This window comes from Bacillus norwichensis, assembly GCF_014836955.1.
Classification (GTDB): Bacteria; Bacillota; Bacilli; order Bacillales; family Bacillaceae_C; genus Siminovitchia; species Siminovitchia norwichensis.
On record NZ_JACSPV010000045.1, the window covers coordinates 1 to 17929 of the forward strand.

The 17929-nt window shown below is 42.0% G+C and carries 18 protein-coding genes; all 18 read right to left on the minus strand.

The annotated features are described in order from the left end of the window. Positions 1-418: 418 nt before the first annotated feature. Positions 419-1069, minus strand: coding sequence for a bifunctional phosphoribosyl-AMP cyclohydrolase/phosphoribosyl-ATP diphosphatase HisIE (gene hisIE / locus H9631_RS18405; RefSeq protein WP_191815427.1), 651 nt, complete (start codon positions 1067-1069; stop codon positions 419-421). Further along, entirely contained in the window at positions 1059-1814 is a 756-nt protein-coding gene (gene hisF, locus H9631_RS18410; RefSeq protein ID WP_191815429.1) for an imidazole glycerol phosphate synthase subunit HisF, read from the minus strand. The genes hisIE and hisF overlap by 11 nt, the downstream gene beginning before the upstream one ends. A gap of 3 nt (positions 1815-1817) precedes the next feature. After that, positions 1818-2516, minus strand: a complete 699-nt coding sequence (gene hisA, locus H9631_RS18415) for a 1-(5-phosphoribosyl)-5-[(5-phosphoribosylamino)methylideneamino]imidazole-4-carboxamide isomerase (RefSeq protein ID WP_191815432.1) — start codon at positions 2514-2516, stop codon at positions 1818-1820. 212 nt (positions 2517-2728) lie between these two features. Continuing rightward, positions 2729-3316 carry an imidazoleglycerol-phosphate dehydratase HisB gene (gene hisB, locus H9631_RS18420; protein WP_191815433.1) on the minus strand — a complete coding sequence of 196 codons (588 nt, stop codon included), beginning with the start codon at positions 3314-3316 and terminating at the stop codon, positions 2729-2731. Next, positions 3316-4374 carry a pyridoxal phosphate-dependent aminotransferase gene (locus H9631_RS18425; RefSeq protein WP_191815435.1) on the minus strand — a complete coding sequence of 353 codons (1059 nt, stop codon included), beginning with the start codon at positions 4372-4374 and terminating at the stop codon, positions 3316-3318. Before H9631_RS18425 ends, hisB begins: the two co-directional genes overlap by 1 nt. Continuing rightward, positions 4371-5654 carry a histidinol dehydrogenase gene (gene hisD, locus H9631_RS18430; protein ID WP_191815437.1) on the minus strand — a complete coding sequence of 428 codons (1284 nt, stop codon included), beginning with the start codon at positions 5652-5654 and terminating at the stop codon, positions 4371-4373. Before hisD ends, H9631_RS18425 begins: the two co-directional genes overlap by 4 nt. Next, a complete protein-coding gene (hisG, locus tag H9631_RS18435; protein ID WP_191815439.1) occupies positions 5651-6271 on the minus strand; it encodes an ATP phosphoribosyltransferase in 621 nt (206 codons plus the stop codon). The genes hisD and hisG overlap by 4 nt, the downstream gene beginning before the upstream one ends. After that, entirely contained in the window at positions 6268-7392 is a 1125-nt protein-coding gene (locus H9631_RS18440; RefSeq protein WP_191815441.1) for an ATP phosphoribosyltransferase regulatory subunit, read from the minus strand. The genes hisG and H9631_RS18440 overlap by 4 nt, the downstream gene beginning before the upstream one ends. A 572-nt stretch (positions 7393-7964) precedes the next feature. Continuing rightward, complete coding sequence (locus H9631_RS18445; protein ID WP_191815443.1) at positions 7965-8957, minus strand: ABC transporter ATP-binding protein; 993 nt, start codon at positions 8955-8957, stop codon at positions 7965-7967. 15 nt (positions 8958-8972) lie between these two features. Then, positions 8973-9968: an ABC transporter ATP-binding protein gene (locus H9631_RS18450; RefSeq protein WP_191815446.1), complete on the minus strand. Its 996-nt coding sequence runs from the start codon at positions 9966-9968 to the stop codon at positions 8973-8975. A gap of 17 nt (positions 9969-9985) precedes the next feature. Continuing rightward, entirely contained in the window at positions 9986-10918 is a 933-nt protein-coding gene (locus tag H9631_RS18455) for an ABC transporter permease (RefSeq protein ID WP_191815448.1), read from the minus strand. Beyond that, a complete protein-coding gene (locus H9631_RS18460; RefSeq protein ID WP_191815450.1) occupies positions 10918-11847 on the minus strand; it encodes an ABC transporter permease in 930 nt (309 codons plus the stop codon). The genes H9631_RS18455 and H9631_RS18460 overlap by 1 nt, the downstream gene beginning before the upstream one ends. A 134-nt stretch (positions 11848-11981) precedes the next feature. After that, on the minus strand, positions 11982-13655 hold the full coding sequence (locus H9631_RS18465) for a peptide ABC transporter substrate-binding protein (protein ID WP_191815452.1): 1674 nt from the start codon (positions 13653-13655) through the stop codon (positions 11982-11984). A gap of 221 nt (positions 13656-13876) precedes the next feature. Next, a complete protein-coding gene (locus tag H9631_RS18470) occupies positions 13877-14836 on the minus strand; it encodes an ABC transporter permease (RefSeq protein ID WP_191815454.1) in 960 nt (319 codons plus the stop codon). Next, positions 14829-15752 (minus strand): ABC transporter ATP-binding protein, encoded by a 924-nt coding sequence (locus H9631_RS18475; RefSeq protein ID WP_191815456.1) that lies wholly within the window; start codon positions 15750-15752, stop codon positions 14829-14831. The genes H9631_RS18470 and H9631_RS18475 overlap by 8 nt, the downstream gene beginning before the upstream one ends. Next, entirely contained in the window at positions 15736-16467 is a 732-nt protein-coding gene (locus H9631_RS18480; protein ID WP_191815458.1) for an ABC transporter ATP-binding protein, read from the minus strand. Before H9631_RS18480 ends, H9631_RS18475 begins: the two co-directional genes overlap by 17 nt. After that, positions 16464-16838, minus strand: coding sequence for a GntR family transcriptional regulator (locus H9631_RS18485; protein WP_191815459.1), 375 nt, complete (start codon positions 16836-16838; stop codon positions 16464-16466). The genes H9631_RS18480 and H9631_RS18485 overlap by 4 nt, the downstream gene beginning before the upstream one ends. A gap of 4 nt (positions 16839-16842) precedes the next feature. Next, positions 16843-17628: a hypothetical protein gene (locus H9631_RS18490; protein WP_191815461.1), complete on the minus strand. Its 786-nt coding sequence runs from the start codon at positions 17626-17628 to the stop codon at positions 16843-16845. Positions 17629-17929 lie beyond the last annotated feature (301 nt).

Consider the following 17929-nt stretch of genomic DNA (forward strand, 5'->3'; position numbering starts at 1 on the left):
AGCAACATAATTGATAGGCTCAAGATTCAGTCTAGCCAACGATTAGTACTTATTTTGTTGGTGCGAAAGTTGAGTTAATTACTTTATTTTCTTTTTGTTCCTGTTCATCTGCAATTTAATAGTTAATCATTTCCTAAAGCACGATTTTAATATTTTGACTGCTTTTTCCACCGCTTTAGGTCTCTCAATTGGAGTGTTGTTTGTTAAAGAAAAGCGTAAGCGGCTGCGACTTCGAGGGGCTAGGTGCGGTAGATAAAGCTTCCTGTAAATAAAATTTTCCATAACAAGTTATACTTTTTGCTTATTAAAAAAATCCACCCTAAAAAAAGGTGGACTACTTGCATGCTTAAGTATTTAAAAAATGTTAATTAAAGTTGTATTTCTTATGAATTGTTTTTTTACAGATCAGTTTGTGCAACTACCAATTTTCGATTTCCGGACGTTCTTTTTTTAAATTGCCCTTTTTGGATGAGCGGTTCCGCAGTTCCTCTAACACAGCTTCAAGCGGTACATTTTGATCCGCCATTAAAACAAGACAATGGTAAAAGAGGTCTCCAAATTCATTGACAAGTTCCTCTTTATCTTGATTCTTAGCAGCAATGATGACTTCACCGGCTTCTTCTATCAGTTTTTTTGCAATCTTATCTGTACCTTTTTCAAATAAATAAGCGGTATATGATCCTTCAACAGGCTCCGCTTTTCGCTCTGTTATTTCATCATCGAGAGATGTAATAACAGAGGACAATGGCAGCTCTTCATGTTCACCTTCAATTGTATCAAAGAAGCAGGAATATTCACCTGTATGGCAAGCAGGCCCCAACGGATCTACCCTCACCAGCAAAGTGTCGCCATCACAATCTGCCTGGATGGACTTAACCCGCTGCTTGTTACCAGATGTAGCCCCTTTATTCCAATATTCCTTGCGGGATCTGGAATAAAACCATGTTTCCTTTGTTTCCAGCGTTTTATTAAAGGCTGTTTCATCCATATAAGCAAGCATTAGAACCTCACCGTTCTTGTCATCAACGACAATCGCCGGAAGCAGTCCTTTGGAAAAATCAGGAGTCACTGACGTTCACTCCTCGCTCGCGGCATTGCTTTTTTACTTCAGGGATACTGACGGTATTTTCGTGAAAAATAGATGCTGCCAAGGCAGAAGCACAGTCCGTCTTTTCAAATACTTCGACAATATGCTCCGAGTTGCCGCAGCCGCCGGAAGCCGTAACCGGAATGGCTACCACCTCGACTATCGCCTTCGTCAATTCCAAATCATAACCATCTTTCATACCGTCTCGATCAACACTTGTCAGTAATATTTCACCTGCACCCAGCTCTTCAAGCATTTTGGACCATTGCACTGCATCCAGTCCAGCATCCTTCATGCCGCCGTGAGTCATCACATGCCATGAGCCATCAGGGAATTGCTTGGCATCCACAGCTGCGACAATCTTTTCGGACCCAAATTTTTCTGCCGCTTCTTTAATCAGTTCTGGGCGATCTACCGCAGCTGAATTGATTCCGACTTTATCCGCACCAGCATCAAGAACTCGTGAAATATCATCCAAGTTTTTAATTCCTCCACCGACCGCAAACGGGATGGATATTTTTTCAGCTACCCTTTTCACTACATCCACCATCGTATCTCTGCCTTCTGTCGTAGCCGAAATATCAAGAAGTACTAATTCATCAGCACCATTTTCCGAATAATTAGAGGCCATCTCCACCGGGTCGCCCATTAAGCGAAGCCCTTCAAAATTGATTCCTTTCACCACTTGTCCATCTTTTACGTCTAAACAAGGAATAATTTTCTTCATTTTTCATGACCTCCTTAGTTTTACCGTGCCTTCGTACATAGCCTTTCCGACAATTGCTTCCTCAATGCCGAGACCAGCAATTGCATCAAGATCCGATTGGTTTCTAATTCCTCCTGAAGCGACAATCTTACACTCAACTGCATCATTGATCTTTTTCAACTGTTCAAGGTTCGGTCCCTGCATCGTGCCATCCTTTGAAATATCTGTGAAAACAATCGTTTCCACCCCAAGCTCTTCCATCTTCTTAGCGAACTTGATGTAATCAACTTCCGTCTCGGTTTCCCAACCTGAAACAGCCACTTTCTCATTACGGGCATCGATTCCAATCACAATATTTTTCTTGTAATCCTTCAATGCTTCTTTCAAAAAATGTTCGTCCTCGACTGCTGCCGTTCCAATAACAACACGCTCAGCACCTGCCTCAACGTACGCCTTCACAGTTTCAAGATTGCGGATCCCACCTCCGATCTGAATAGGAACAGGCGATTTTGCACAAAGCCTAGAAATCAGCTCAAGCTGATCAGGCCTGCCTGAACGGGCGCCATCCAAATCAACGATATGAATGATTTCTGCCCCATCATCAATAAATGTTTGAAGCTGAGATTCCGGGTCGCTTCCCACCTGTGTTGTTTGATTGAAATCTCCCTGATAAAGCCTGACGCATTTTCCATCAATCAAGTCCATTGCCGGTAAAATCTTCATAGGTTCCTCCTGCAAACATTTTGCTTTTTTTTATAAAAATATAAAGTTCACTAAGCTATCGCGCCGAAAATGAAAATGTGCTATATCCAGCTCCGACGAATAAGTATCAACGGCGCATCAGAGCCTTCGCCTTATGTCTGAAAAGTTGCATCAGTACAAGGTTCAAGTCGAATGGCTGTAACGACCATACAAAATTCACCTTGCACTTTTTCTTATTCCAACAAACCCTTTGTTGATAGAACCCCTTTTATATTAGGATCAATATTGACCGCTTCCCTTAAAGCACGTCCAAGTGCTTTAAAAAGCGCCTCGATTTTATGATGAGTATTTTCCCCGTACAAAACCCGGGCATGAAGGGTAATGCCTGAGTTAAAAGCAAATGCCTGGAAAAATTCCCTTACAAGCTCCGTATCAAAATTACCCAGTGACTGCATTTTAAAATCACCTTCAAAATGAAGGAATGGGCGGCCGCTAATATCGAGTGACACAAATCCAAGCGCATCATCCATCGGTATATAGGAAGTTCCAAATCGGACGATACCCTGCTTATCACCTAGTGCTTCCCTAATCGCTTTTCCCAAAACAATTCCTGTATCTTCTACTGTATGATGGCTATCAATATGAAGGTCACCCTCCACTATCGCCTTAAGTCCAAATCTGCCATGTCGCGCAAAAGCTGTCAGCATGTGATCAAAAAATCCGACTCCAGTATGGATCTCAACCTCCGTCGGGTCATCAAGACAAACTGCAAGCTCTATCTTTGTTTCACTTGTCTCTCTTTTACTTGACGCTTGTCGCATTATTTGTCACTCCAATTCATCAATGCCTCTTTCAGCTTCGCGTGCTCCTCCGCAGTCCCTGCAGATATCCGGACAGCCTCGAAGGAATCTTTACCGAAATAGCGAATTTTTATTTTTCTTTCATATAAAAACTCTGCTAAATCCTGTGCTCCTTCCATTTCCATTAAATAGAAGTTAGTGCTGCTAGGATACAGAACCGCTCCCGGCACCTTTTTGACAAATTCTTTTATGATTTCTTCAAGCTCAGCAATTTGTGCTAGCTGCATAATTAAAAACTGGTCCAAAAGCTCAGGCTTTTTCAAAAGCTGTGTGCCAATCTGAGCGGAAACGGTATTAACGTTATACGGCGGTTTAACTGCTGTGATCCCCTCAATGATCTGATCATTGGCTATCATAAAGCCAAGACGAAGTGCCGCCATTCCAAGCGCTTTTGAAGCCGTCCTCAAAATAAGGAGATTCTCATAATCGAGTACCTCTTTAGCAAAGGCTGACTCTCCCGCAAAGTCGATATAAGCCTCGTCTAAAATAAGGAGGCCCCCCGCTTTCTGCATCGCACTGATCAATGCTTCGATTTCCTCATTTTCATACAATCTGCCTGTAGGATTGTTCGGGTTGGATAAGAACAATAATTTAGGACTCAAGCGTTCGATCTCAGCCTTAATCTTATCCAGCGGCAATGTGAAGTCATCATTCAATTGGATGGTTGTCACTTCTGCACCCATGACGTGCGCATTTTTTTCATACATGGAAAAATCGGGTTCCAATACGATGACTTGATCCCCTGGATCAAGTGCATATTGGCAAATAAGTGTAATGCACTCATCCGATCCATTTCCGGCCAAAATATTATCAGCAGGAAAACCGAAAAACTTGCTGTAAGCTTCGATCAATGCTTCTGTGCTTTCTGCTGGGTAACGGTTCAGCAGCGTTTGTTCTAGCTCGGAAAAGTTGAGATAGGAAAGGAGGCTTGTGTAGGCCTCATTGTTATCAAGTCGGATAATATCAGCTTGTTCAGATGTCACTTTATAAGGTATCAAACCGCGGAGTGTTTTTCTCACCGTTCTAGCCTCACTTTCACAGCTCGCGCATGGCCATCCAACTCTTCCTTCGTTGCCAGAGTTTCCACATAAGGAGCCGCATTGCGCAATGCTTCTTCAGAGTAATAGACGTACGTTGTCTTTTTGACGAAATCATCAACAGACAGCCCCGATGAAAAACGGGCTGTACCTACTGTCGGCAAAACATGGTTAGGTCCGGCAAAGTAGTCACCAACCGCTTCAGGTGTGTGGTGGCCAATAAACACCGATCCTGCGTTTTTCACTTTGCTCAAATGCTGCAACGCATTTTCCACCTGTATCTCCAAATGTTCAGGCGCTAGAGCATTTGCCAATTCGAAAGCTTCCTCTACAGAATTAACTAGAACAATAGCTCCTTCATTTGTTAGCGAAACCTCTGCTATATCCTTCCTAGGGAGCTCCGAGCATTGCTTTTTCAATTCGACTATTGTTTCATCAACTAGCTGTTCGGAAGTCGTAAACAGGAATGAACGTGCTCTTTCGTCATGCTCAGCCTGTGCAATCAAATCAGCAGCTACAAAAGCTGGAGTGGCTGTTTCATCAGCAATGATGGCGACTTCAGAAGGGCCCGCAATCATATCAATGCCCACTTCGCCAAATACAAGAGATTTTGCGGCAGCCACGAAAGCATTCCCCGGTCCGACAATTTTATCGACAGAAGGGATTTTGTCTGTTCCATAGGCAAGTGCAGCTATCGCTTGGCTCCCACCTATTTTATAGATGGTGTCCACTCCGGCAATATCAGCAGCAACTGATAAAACAGCTGGAATCGTGTCTCCTCCTCTGACAGGAGTAACCATAACAATTTCTTGCACGCCTGCAAGGCTTGCCGGGATGGCGTTCATCAAGACGGTGGATGGGTAACAAGCCTTTCCACCTGGAACATAAATACCTGCTCGTTCAATTGGACGGAAAAGCTGACCGGAAATGATATCCTCCGTCATTTCCATCATCCGTGACTGCTGAAGCTGCTTGGAATGAAATCTTTTGATATTGGCGGCGGCCCTTTCGAGCGACTCAATCACTTCGGAAGAGACTTCCTTCCATGCCGCTTTTCTTTCTTCCTTTGTCACTTCCCAATTGTCACCACTGTAGCCGTCAAATTTTCCCGTATACTCTTGTAACGCTTGATCGCCGCGGGTACGGATGTCTTCTAAGATTTTTTTTACCGTTTCTAGCACTTTATCATCAAAAGGCTGTTTTTTCGTTTTTGCCGAAATGAATGTGTCTTTGAACTGATCTACTGTATACTCTGGAATCATATGGCAGCCTCCTCGATGCGGAATGAGTCAATAAGCGGTGCCAATACGGATTTTTTCAGTTTCAAGGAATTACGATTTGCAATACATCTTGCGGAAATGGACATCATTTCTTCCTTTACTACAAGTCCGTTTTCTTTTAATGTACTGCCCGTTTCAACGATATCCACAATATTGTCTGCCAGACCCAAAAGCGGAGCCAATTCAACAGATCCTTCCAGTTTGACAATATCAACAGATTTACCGCGCTCTCTAAAATACTTCGTTGTGATGTTCGGAAACTTCGTTGCTATTCGTTGTTTGCCGAAGGATCGAGCCTCTTCAGGCTCCCCCGCTATGGCGAGACGGCATTTTCCGAAAGGAAGCGGCAGTAAGTCATAAACGTCCGGCTCGAATTCAAGAAGGATGTCCTCCCCAACAATGCCCAGATCCGCAATCCCATGTTCAACATAAGTAGCCACGTCGACTCCCTTTGCAAAAACAGCAAAAAATTCGTCCGTCTCAATTTGAAGTTTTCTTCCTTTATCTGTCAAAGGCGTAATATCATAGCCTTTTGACTGTAAAAATGCGAGAAATTGTTTTTCCAATCTCCCTTTTGTCAGAGCGATCGTCGGTTTCACTTTTCCAACACCTCATATTTTCCGTCAATAAGTTTTATTTCTACTATTTTATCATAATCATCTGGATCAACCGTCTCCACACGGACATCAACTATGCAATTTTCATATGACTGTCTTAATTTCTCTGCGTAAACAAGCGCATCAAGATTCGCTATGATACAAACTTTTTCCAAAGGTGATACTTCCTGGTAAATTTCAGCAAGAACGTCTACATCGAATGCAAGGCCTGCAGCAGATACCTGACCTCCGTATCGATCATACAACTTGTCGTAACGTCCCCCAGAGAAACAGACAACACCTGTTTTCTTTAAAAAGCCTCTGTATAACATTCCTGAATAATAAGGAAGATTTTTTACTCTACCAAGGTCGACAAGGATTTCACCGCTGCCCGATTCAGTTAGAATTTGTGCGACCTTTTTCATCTGAGCAAGCATATCAAGCAGATCTCTCCTGTCCTTCCACCGTTCCTCGTATTCAGCGATCACTTCTATACCACCGTATGCATCAACGAGGGCTGCCAATTCCTTCGCCGTTTCCTCGTCGCCATAGTGAAGCGCGATTTCGTAAACTTCATCTTGTTTTTTATCATGCATGGCCTGGCGGAGCCGTTCCGCTTCCTCATTCTTCAAATCAAGCTCCTGAACAAGACTTTCATATAGTTCAGTGTGGCCAAGTTCGATGACATAATCTGTAATCCCAAGGCTTTTTAAAAACGAGCTGGCCATCAATAGACTTTCGATTTCCCCCATCAATCTAGGCATATGTAAAATTTCAATGCCAGCTTGGTGATCTTCCATACCTGGTCTGTCAGTCTTGAAGACAGATCCCTGATATGCCCACTTCTGCAGATTGTGATCCTGCGATGACAATGCCCGAGCAATAGACGTTGTCCAATCCGGGCGGAGCACTTCAATTTCTCCTTCCGAATTGAACCACTTCAGCATATTTTGAAGGTTCATCCCCACATATTCATTTGTAAAAGTCGATGCATATTCAACCACTGGTGTAGAAATTTGCTCATAGCCGCGCAACACTGCCACTTCCCTGAACTTTTCCATGACAGAAAAGCGGTTGCTAATCGCGGGCCCCATCTCATCCCTGCTTCCTGCTGGCAAAAACATAACAAGTCACTTCCCGAATCTATTATTCTTTAATTCTCTAGCGAACTAAAGGATTTCAGTAAATTGCTATTACTTTACCATAAAAAATAAATGTTCGTCAATTCCTATTCAGAAATAATCTTGACGGAATTAAGAAAAGAACAAGGCGCGCAACCTTAGGCAACAAGCACAAAGCTATTTTGATGAGGCACTTCCTCAGCCACCACACCAAAGCTGCTAATTTCATTTACATCGTGAAAAGCTTCTATGAGTATGCTTCATGCAGCTTTGTGACGAGGAAAAAAACATATGCTTTCTTGAAGCAGGGGGCACATTCTTCATGAATAAACTTCCGCGCGACTTGACCCTTGCGCCGATGGCGCCTGGCCGACTTAAAGATCCACATCCTTTTGGCGCCGTCAGCACTAGCACGTCCTGTGCGTGGGCTGGACATAGAAAAGTTTAATTTTATGCTTTATTATCTTTTGAGAAACAACCCATCATTTGGAGGTTCTGAGTGTTGGAGCTTTTATAAGAGAGTTGAGGCGCGCCATCGCCCAAAAGGGCTTGGCGCGCCCCAATCTCACCTTGCATTATTGATATAAGTGACACGCGGTAAAGTGACCGGGTTTCACTTCCTGCCACTCAGGCACAACTTTAGCACATACATCCATGGCTGCCGGACAGCGCGTCCGAAATACACAGCCACTTGGCGGATCAATTGGACTTGGAACATCCCCTTTGAGGATGATCCGCTCACGTCTTAATTCAGGATCGGGGATCGGAACCGATGACAATAATGCTTTCGTGTATGGATGCAACGGATCATCATACAGTTCCTCACTCTCCGACAGCTCGACCATTTTTCCAAGGTACATGACAAGTATCCGGTCAGATATATATTTGACCATGGACAAGTCATGCGCGATAAACAAATAGGTCAAGCCCATTTTGCGTTGCAAGTCCTTCAGCAGATTCACAACCTGTGCTTGGATTGAAACGTCCAATGCTGAAATGGGCTCGTCACAAACGATGAATTTCGGGTCCAAAGCCAGTGCCCGGGCAATTCCGATCCGCTGGCGCTGCCCGCCGCTAAATTCATGCGGGAAACGACTTATATGATCGGCATTCAATCCAACGAGCCGGAGCAGTTCTTTGACACGTTCTTTTTTCTTTTTACCGCTCAATCTATTGTGGATCGCAAACGGCTCCCCAATTATTTCTTCTACGGTCATCCTTGGATTCAACGACGCGTAGGGATCTTGAAAGATCATTTGAATTTCTCTTCGCAGCTTGGACATTTCTCTTTCATTATTAGAAAAGATATTTTTACCGTTATATAAAACTTCACCTGACGTCGGCTCATGCAATCTGAGAATGGTTCGACCAGCGGTTGATTTTCCACATCCGCTTTCGCCGACAAGGCCGACTGTTTCACCCGGATAGATATCCAGATTCAGCCCATCAACTGCTTTCAGTTTGTTATCTTCCACTGTAAAATATTTTTTTAAATTCTTCACTTGAATCAACGGTGAAGAAGAGGTTCCTTGGTCAAAAGAGTGTTTTTCTTTTAGTTCCGGCGTCATCTGCTTCCTCCTTTGTCACACACTTGCTCTCTGTTGAGCCATAGGATGATGAAGCCAGCAAGCTGCCACTTGTTTTGGTCTGACTTCCTCAAGATCCGGGTCGTTCTCTCTACAGACACGCATGGCAAATTGGCATCTGGCATAAAACGGGCAGCCTTTGGGCGGATCGATTAAATCAGGCGGTGTCCCGATAATTGGAGACAGCGGCTGCTTCTTATCCATATCCAATCGCGGAATTGAATTCAATAGTCCCATTGTGTATGGGTGCTGCGGATTAGCAAAGAGTTCCTTCACTGTTCCCGTTTCAACTACCTGCCCCGCATACATAACAACTACTCGATCAGCAACCTCCGCTACAACCCCCAGGTCATGCGTAATTAAAATAATAGATGTTCCCGTTTCCTTCTGAATTTTTTTCATCAATTCCAATATTTGCGCCTGAATAGTTACATCAAGCGCTGTCGTAGGTTCATCTGCGATCAGCAGACGCGGATTACATGCAAGCGCCATCGCAATCATGGCCCTTTGGCGCATCCCTCCCGAAAATTCATGGGGGTATTGATTGATCCGCTTATCCGGTTGAGGAATCCCTACAAGCCTCAACATCTCAATCGCTTTTTCAACAGCAGCCTTCTTGCTTATGTCATTATGTTTGAGTATAACTTCTATAATTTGATTTCCAACCTTGCTCGTTGGATTCAAGGATGTCATCGGATCTTGGAAAATCATACTGATCTGATTTCCTCGAATACGCTGCATTTCTTTCTCAGGTACATCCAACAAATTCTTTCCTTGAAATTCAATCGTTCCCTGCTTATATTTTACTGGTGGCGAAGGAAGCAGCTTCATGATGGATTTAGCCGTAACACTTTTTCCGGAACCAGATTCTCCAACAATTGCAACTGTCTCTCCTTCTCCAACATTGAAATTGACACCCCGAACCGCTTTTACTTCCCCAGCGTAAGTGTGAAAGGATACATGCAAGTCTTTTACCTCGAGTACGTTCTTCATACCGATTCTCACCTCTCTCATTCTCGCAACCTGGGATCAAGTGCATCCCTGAGCCCGTCTCCAAATACGTTAAAGGCCAGCATTGTCAAGGAGATTAAAATCGCTGGGATGAAAAGCTGATAGAAATGTCCCACATGAATACTCCCTAACGAATCATTGACAAGCGTTCCCCAGCTCGCCTGCGGTGCTTGGACACCTAGTCCAAGGAAGCTTAAAGTCGCTTCTGCAAAAATTGCCGTTGGAACACTGAGAGTGATGTTTACAAGGATAGGCCCCAATGTATTCGGTATCATGTGCTTTCTTAATATCCAGCCCATTTTTCCGCCCATTGCGTTGGATGCCTGAACAAACTCCTGTTCCTTCAATTGTAAAACCTGTCCCCTCACAAGCCTTGCCATCTGAATCCATCCAGTGATCGACAAAGCAATGATGATCGGCCAAATTCCTTTTTCCATTACGATCATGACTAAAATCACAACAAGGAGGTAAGGGATTGCATAAAGGATTTCAGCGATCCTCATCATCGCATTATCGACACGACCGCCTTTGATTGCTGAAATACCGCCATATGTCACACCGATGATAAAATCAATCAGCGCAGCCATCACTCCAATGAAAAGTGATATTCTTGCACCATACCAGCTCCGGGTGAACAAATCCCTTCCCGCTGAATCCGTTCCAAACCAATGGTCAGCATTAGGCCTCAAATTCTTTTTTGTAAAATCCTGTTCATAGTACGTATATCCGTTCAAATGTGGTCCGATAATTGCCATAATCACTAAAATCAATATGACAATTAATCCAAGCATAGCCAGTTTATTTTCAAACAGTCGACGCCATACATCAGCCCAATACGAAACGGAGGGTCTTGCAATTTTTTCAGCTTCTTTATAATTATCTTCCGCGGGCAAAAACATCTCTTCCGTCAACTTCAGTTCCTGCTTACTCATTAGCTGCTCTCCCTTGTAATCTTGATTCTCGGATCAATCCATGTATAGGCTATATCCACAATAAGAATCAACCCGATGAGAATGATGCTGTAAAAGATGGTAGACCCCAAGATAACAGGATAATCACGGCTGAAGATACTTTTTACAAACATTTCTCCCATACCTGGGATCCCAAAAATATGCTCAATGATAAAACTCCCGGTAACCAGATTAGCCGTTAGGATCCCCAACACTGTCACAACCGGCAAGATAGCATTACGGACTGCATGTTTAATAATAACGACGCTTCCTGACAATCCTTTTGCTTTGGCTGTCAGAATATAGTCCTGATTCATCACCTCAAGCATGCTCGATCTCATTAAGCGAGCAATATAGGCCATCGGCATCATAGCGAGCGCGATGGAAGGGAGTATAGTATGCGCCCATGACTTCCATGTAGCAACGGGAAGCAACTGCCATTCAACTGAAACATAATAGATTAGGAAAGTAGCTAAGACAAAATTCGGGACCGACAAACCGATGATGGCAAGTACCATCGAGAGGTAGTCAGGCCATCGATTCCTGTTTAGTGCAGCAATGACTCCGAGGATTAAACCAAACGTAATCGCTATTAGCAATGCTTGGAGCCCTAGATGAAGAGAGACAGGAAACCCTTTTCTAATATAATCATTGACTGTGATAGATTTTGATTTCAAAGATGGACCGAAATCAAATTGGAGAACTGATTTTAAATAATTGCCATATTGAACAATTTCAGGCTTGTCCAAATTATAATGGCGTTGCAAATTATTATATACAGCCGGTGGCATATTCCCTTCTTTTGCGAATGGATTCCCCGGAATTATTTTCATAATGATAAAAGTGAGTGTAATGATGACCCACACAGTGACAATTGCCCAGAACAACCGTTTTAATGTATATTTCCACATCGTGTACACCTCTTTCAAAGAGCTTTTCCTCTTGAATCCTTACACCCCTTATTAAGAATGCAAGAGTTATAAACCAATATTCCGCAATACCAAACCGGGTATGCCAAGAATGGCATACCCCTTAAATGGCTTGTTTACTTTTCAATGTCAGCATAAATGAACTGCGGATAACGATTGGTCGGTGTAAAGACCCCTTTTACATGCGGTTTGAGTGTAAACGGTTGCGTGTAGAAATAAACAGGAATAACAGGCATCTCACTGATTAAAATTTCTTCCGCTTTATGCATGGCTTCCATGCGTTCTTTTGGATCCATGGAAGCTCTAGCTGTCTTCAGATTTTTGTCGTATTCAGCATTGCTCCAATTCGGATCATTATGGGAACCTCCAGTTACCCATAGACCGAGGAACGTCATCGGATCTACGTAATCCCCAACCCAACCGCCACGGGAAATGTCATAATCTCCTGCTTTTTCACGGTCAAGTTTCACTTGGAATTCTACATTTTCCAAAGTTACTTCGATATCTAAGTTTTTGCGCCACATTTCCTGCGCAGCCTCAGCAATTTTCTTATGTCCTTCGTTCGTATTATACGTTAGTGTAAATTTCGGCATTTTATCCATGCCTTCTTCAGCAAGTCCTTCTTTTAAAAGTTTTTTCGCTTCTTCTCCATCTTCCTTAAACAAAGCTCCTGAGTTTTCCTGGAAGTCTCCTTCAACATCAGGAATTCCTGGCGGTACCACGCCATATGCCGGCGGCTGTTTACCTTGTGCAACATGCTCGACAATTGCTTTACGGTCAAGCGCCATTGATAATGCTTTTCTAACTTTAACATTGTTAAACGGTTTCACTTCAGTATTTAAGTTATAATAATAAACTGCTAGATCTGGTTCAATTTGCAATTCAGGATCGTCTGAGCTGGCAAGCTCTCCTTGAACATCCTGCGGCAACGGATAAACTAAATCAAGCTCATCTGCCTGATACATTTGCCATGCTGTATCTTCATTATCAATCATGACAAAGTTGACTTCGTCAAGATTAATTTTATCTTTATCATAATAATTTTCATTTTTTTCCAGTTTTATGCTATCTTTATGTTCCCATTCAGTAAGTTTGAAAGCTCCATTAGAAACATAACCGTCAGCTTCCAAAGCCCAATCCGGATTTTCTTCCTGAACTTTCTTGTTCACTGGATAATAAGTATAGAATGAGGTTAAATCAAGAAAATAAGGTGTTGGCTCAGCCAATGTAACCTCTAGAGTCTTTTCATCTTTTGCCTTAACCCCCACTTTTTCTTCTAATTCAGCATACTCATCTTTATTTTCCGAGCTATTGTACTCTTCCCCTCCAGCAAGATAATATAGCTGATAGGCATATTCGGAAGCGGTTTCAGGATTAAGCGCATACTTCCAAGCATATTCAAAATCTTCGGCTTTAACCGGATCACCATTCGACCATTTCACATCATCTTTCAGCTGGAATGTCCATGTAAGGCCGTCATCGCTGACCTCCCATTCTTTTGCCATCCCCTCGACAATTTCCCCTTCTGGCGTTTTCTTTGTCAATCCTTCAAAAGCGTGTTCTAGTACCCAAGAGTCATGAGTTCCTTCAGCTGTCCCCGGATGTAAAGACCCCGGCTCCTCTGTGTTATTCAGGTGCAACACTTTCTTCTCATCGGACTTCTGTTCTTCACCAGATTTTTCACTATCCGAAGAATCCGGCTTCGATTCAGTTTCGCCGCTAAAACAGCCGCCTAGCAGCAAAATGAATGCGGTTACAAAACTTAATAAAGTAAAACGTTTCTTCCTCATATTAATTCCCCCTTTTCGAGTATTTTGCAATGAACTAGCAAATTATTTCTACCACTGTTCTATGATGTTTATTACAATTTATTTGCTTTTCCATTACACCACTAATATACCAAAAAGGGAGTCATAGTTTCAAATATTATTATACTATCAAATTTATTTTCCCCGTTATAGAGCAACGGGGAAAATGTCATTTTAAGTCTTTTTTTGTCTATTTTATGCGATTAAGACGCGATATCACGCTTAGTGAAGAATAAAAATGCTAGAACGTGAAAAATGAAAAAATAGATAAATAAAATTATAATGGAAAACTTCATTGTCATACTTTCGACCAATGGCATCCCATCGACATATTGCATCAAATTTGTATTTGCGAACAAACTGTATTTTGCCCATTCAAATTTAGCTGCCAATAAATTTGTTATCGTTTCACCTGTAAAAAGTAGAAAAACGGATAAACCAATTGCAAGTGCACTATTCCTAAACACTGCCGAAATCATAAACGCCATGGCAGCAAGCAAAAAGATGCTTAAAGCGTTAAATATATAGGATTTGATCAAATACAAGAACAGACTTTGCTCCTCGACTTGGCCGTTTACATATGCAAGGTGGACATTTTGCGCAGCTTCACCTGTTCCAAATAACACAACCCCGGCCAGTGCTGAAAAAACAAACAATATAATGAGTAAAAACAGAAGGAAAATATTTACCGCAATATATTTTGAAAGTAGGATTTTCCATCGTTTATATGGCTTCACAAGCAGTACTTTAATTGTCCCCCTGGAAAATTCGTTGGCCACAATTCCCGCGGCGATGATCAAAACAAACAATCCTGGAAAAGGAATCAGTCCTGTCGAATCATTGATAAAGGTCCAAACAGTGCTTTCAGAAACTGGTGGCAAGTCATTTTTTATTCGATAATCATTTAAGGCCATCTCAGTATCATAGAACTCTTTCAGGGATGGAGTCATGACTTGCACATTTCCGGCTTCCTGTTTCATCGATTCGTTTTTCGCCATCAACTCCTGCTTCCAGTCACTTCCTGATGACGGCTTTTCTTTTGTTTCAAGGTATTTTGTCATGCCTGCATAGGCAAACAGGATTAGGACGAGTAATCCAATCATGAGAATGGTGCTTTTTTGCCTATATATCTTCTCCCATTCATTCCGTATTAAATTAAACATGGGCTGACACCTCCTGATGATTGGTTATCTCCAAAAACTTTTCCTCGAGTGACTTTTTGAGAGGACGGATTTCGAACACAAGCAGTTCATTTTCCAGTAATAAGCGCAATGTATCCGGAACCTCACTTGTCTCCAAAAAGATTTGAATACCTTTATCATGCTTTACGGCTTGAATACCGTTCCTTGATAAAACTTTTATTGCCTTATTCTTATTATCAACATCACAGAAATAAGTTTTCCTGTCTGTTTCTGTCTCCTCGCTTAAAACATTTTGAACATTTATCAGCTGTCCTTTTTGAATGATAGCGATTCGGTCGCACATCATTTCCATTTCGGATAACAAATGGCTTGATACAATAATGGCTAGGTTCTTCCTTTCGGCTAATTTTCTCAAATAGTCCCTGATCTCTCTTATTCCGGCAGGATCAAGACCATTTGTCGGCTCATCCAGAATAAGGATTTTCGGGTCATGCAGAAGACTTTGAGCAATACCTAACCTTTGTCTCATTCCCAAAGAATACGTTTTGACCTTATCATGAATTCGCCCTGACAAACCCACAAGCCTAACAACCTCATCAATTTTTTCCTTGCTTACGCCTTTATACGCACGAGCAGCCTGCTGAAGGTTCTGGTATCCGGTCAAAAATTTATACAACTCAGGATTTTCAACAATAGCTCCTACATAACTAATCGCCTTTTCATAATCTTTGCTGACACTGCTCCCGCAAATTTTAATTTCTCCAGATGACATACCAATGAGTCCAACAATCATTCTAATCGTTGTCGTTTTCCCTGCGCCATTCGGCCCTAAAAAACCGAATACCTCGCCAGCCTTTACATTAAAGGTCAAATCATCAATAATTGTTCTTCCTTTAATTGTTTTCGTTACTTTTTCTAGCTCAACGACTGCTGTCATCAAGATTCACTTCCTCTCGTCGATTTTCCATTATTGATTTAAACCATTTTAAGACAGAGATTCCTTGTTCTTCCCGAAGACTTTCCACATTTTCGCGACCAATAATATCTCCGTTATAAATGACGACGACTTCATCCATAATCGGTTCGATCTCGTCAATTTCATGTGTTGCGATAATAACTGTCTGCTTATCAAAATTAATATAAGTTAACAGACTTTTAACGATTGAATCTCTCACCATCGGATCCAATCCAGAAAATGGTTCATCCAATAAAATGACAGGAACATCTCTCGCCAATGTTAGAACAAGCTTCAGTCTTCCCCTGTTTCCTTTTGAAAGCTGCTTGATTTTTTTATCTGCTGGAAGCTCCATTTCCTGTAAAAGCTGAAAGGCCTTTGCCCTGTCAAAGTCTGGAAACTGAGAGTCGTAAAATTCAATCATTTTTCCAGTGGTAAAAGAATCGTAGAACATATCCAATTCCGTCAAATAGGCTACTTTTTGACTGATCCTCCGTGTCACATTTTCCTGTAAAACCGAAACCGTTCCGCTGTTTGGGTAGACCAAACCTGTGATCAACTTTAAAGTGGTGGACTTTCCGCTTCCATTTGGACCGAGTAGACCATAAATTTTACCTGGCTCAAAATCCAATGTTACGTTGTTCAAGGCCTTTGCCGAACCATACTTTTTCGTTACGCCGTTTAACTTAATAATCATTTTTGCTTTCCTCCTTCCAAGTAGTTCTTCAGCCCGTTCAACATCTGCTGTTTTGATAATCCCAGTTCCTCCATGCTTCTTACAAATTGTCCAATCACTTCTGTTTGCATAGATTCCTTCAGTTCGTCTACAATACTCCCTCGTTCTATGACAAATGTCCCCTGCCCACGCTTTGTTTCCACAATTCCCATCCTTTCCATTTCGGCATATGACCTCTGAATCGTATTTGGATTTACACCCGACTTCACAGCCATTTCTCTTACAGAAGGCAACTTTTCCCCGGGTTTTATTTCACCGCGAATGATCCTTTGAAATATCTTTTCAGTAATTTGTATATAAATGGGTTTGGATGCTTCAAAGTCCTTAGCCATGTTTCTACACCTCCACTTTCCGGTCAAGCAGCCAGCTAGCGAGAAGGAAAAAGATGAGAGACAAAACGATGTACAAACAGATCGTCATAATTGGTATATGGGCATCAGTTTGCAAAATGGCCCAGCCATTTTGTTCCTGATAACTCATTCTTGGTGCAATATTTATACTTACACCAAACGAAAACAACTCATTTTTGAACAGCCTAGTTTTAGTAAGGAGAACTTCCAGCGCATTGTAAGCAAAGCAGACAAGAATGACCGCAATCCAACGGAAGCTTCTGATAGTCGGATACTTTCCAAGAGAATGATAAACTGACCAAAGAAAGATACACCAGATGGAGATATACATTGACGCTCCAAAAATACCTAACTGCATAAGAAATCCATTTTTAAAGGGCATAAAGCCGTTGAAACTGTCGATCAATCCATTATTGAGTAAAACTTTCATAACAAAAAGGGCATACAGAGAAACAAAAATTTGCGCAATCAATTGAATAATGGCTGCCGAACTGATTTTCGAAAGCAGTAATTTAATGCTGCTTTGCGGGTTGTAAAGCCATAACTGTGTTTTCCCTTCAATATTCAAAACAGTAAGGACCGATAGTGGTGCCAAAAACACCTGGAAAGCAGCAATCGTCATAAGAAAAGGAACAATGATACTTGGTTCCGATGAATAAACTGATAAGGCATAAACCCCAATCATTCCAAGAAACATGAAAACAAGCCAGACCATCCACCAAAATTTCATTAAGTTTAAATCTTTCTTTAATAGTCCGTTAAATGCACGCATGCTATTGACCTCCGCTCACTTTGTATTAGTGTATTAATTAGATAGTACACTAATACAAATATACATGTCAAACCCATTTTTGAAAAAAGGGGGTGTAAGAGGGGTTTTTATAACACATTTGAGACTTTGCCATGAGTTCGGACATCTCTGCTCCGCATTCATTACCATTTTCGAGATTTTCCCATGAGTTCGAGCCGCTTTACTACACATTCGTTATTCGATTTTAGACTTCTCTACGAGTTGGGAATACCTGTGCCATTTCACATAATGCACCAGATTCTTTTCGGTATCTGGTTGCGTT

Bases quoted from the DNA above. Each gene is read 5' to 3' on its own strand.
- hisF (WP_191815429.1), bottom strand. From the start codon at position 1,814: ATGAAGAAAATTATTCCTTGTTTAGACGTAAAAGATGGACAAGTGGTG.
- hisD (WP_191815437.1), bottom strand. From the start codon at position 5,654: ATGATTCCAGAGTATACAGTAGATCAGTTCAAAGACACATTCATTTCG.
- H9631_RS18475 (WP_191815456.1), bottom strand. From the start codon at position 15,752: ATGACAGCAGTCGTTGAGCTAGAAAAAGTAACGAAAACAATTAAAGGA.
- H9631_RS18470 (WP_191815454.1), bottom strand. From the start codon at position 14,836: ATGTTTAATTTAATACGGAATGAATGGGAGAAGATATATAGGCAAAAA.
- H9631_RS18485 (WP_191815459.1), bottom strand. From the start codon at position 16,838: ATGGCTAAGGACTTTGAAGCATCCAAACCCATTTATATACAAATTACT.
- H9631_RS18450 (WP_191815446.1), bottom strand. From the start codon at position 9,968: ATGAAGAACGTACTCGAGGTAAAAGACTTGCATGTATCCTTTCACACT.
- H9631_RS18480 (WP_191815458.1), bottom strand. From the start codon at position 16,467: ATGATTATTAAGTTAAACGGCGTAACGAAAAAGTATGGTTCGGCAAAG.
- H9631_RS18455 (WP_191815448.1), bottom strand. From the start codon at position 10,918: ATGAGTAAGCAGGAACTGAAGTTGACGGAAGAGATGTTTTTGCCCGCG.
- H9631_RS18460 (WP_191815450.1), bottom strand. From the start codon at position 11,847: ATGTGGAAATATACATTAAAACGGTTGTTCTGGGCAATTGTCACTGTG.
- H9631_RS18445 (WP_191815443.1), bottom strand. From the start codon at position 8,957: ATGACGCCGGAACTAAAAGAAAAACACTCTTTTGACCAAGGAACCTCT.
- H9631_RS18440 (WP_191815441.1), bottom strand. From the start codon at position 7,392: ATGTTTTTGCCAGCAGGAAGCAGGGATGAGATGGGGCCCGCGATTAGC.
- H9631_RS18465 (WP_191815452.1), bottom strand. From the start codon at position 13,655: ATGAGGAAGAAACGTTTTACTTTATTAAGTTTTGTAACCGCATTCATT.
- hisB (WP_191815433.1), bottom strand. From the start codon at position 3,316: ATGCGACAAGCGTCAAGTAAAAGAGAGACAAGTGAAACAAAGATAGAG.
- H9631_RS18490 (WP_191815461.1), bottom strand. From the start codon at position 17,628: ATGCGTGCATTTAACGGACTATTAAAGAAAGATTTAAACTTAATGAAA.
- hisA (WP_191815432.1), bottom strand. From the start codon at position 2,516: ATGAAGATTTTACCGGCAATGGACTTGATTGATGGAAAATGCGTCAGG.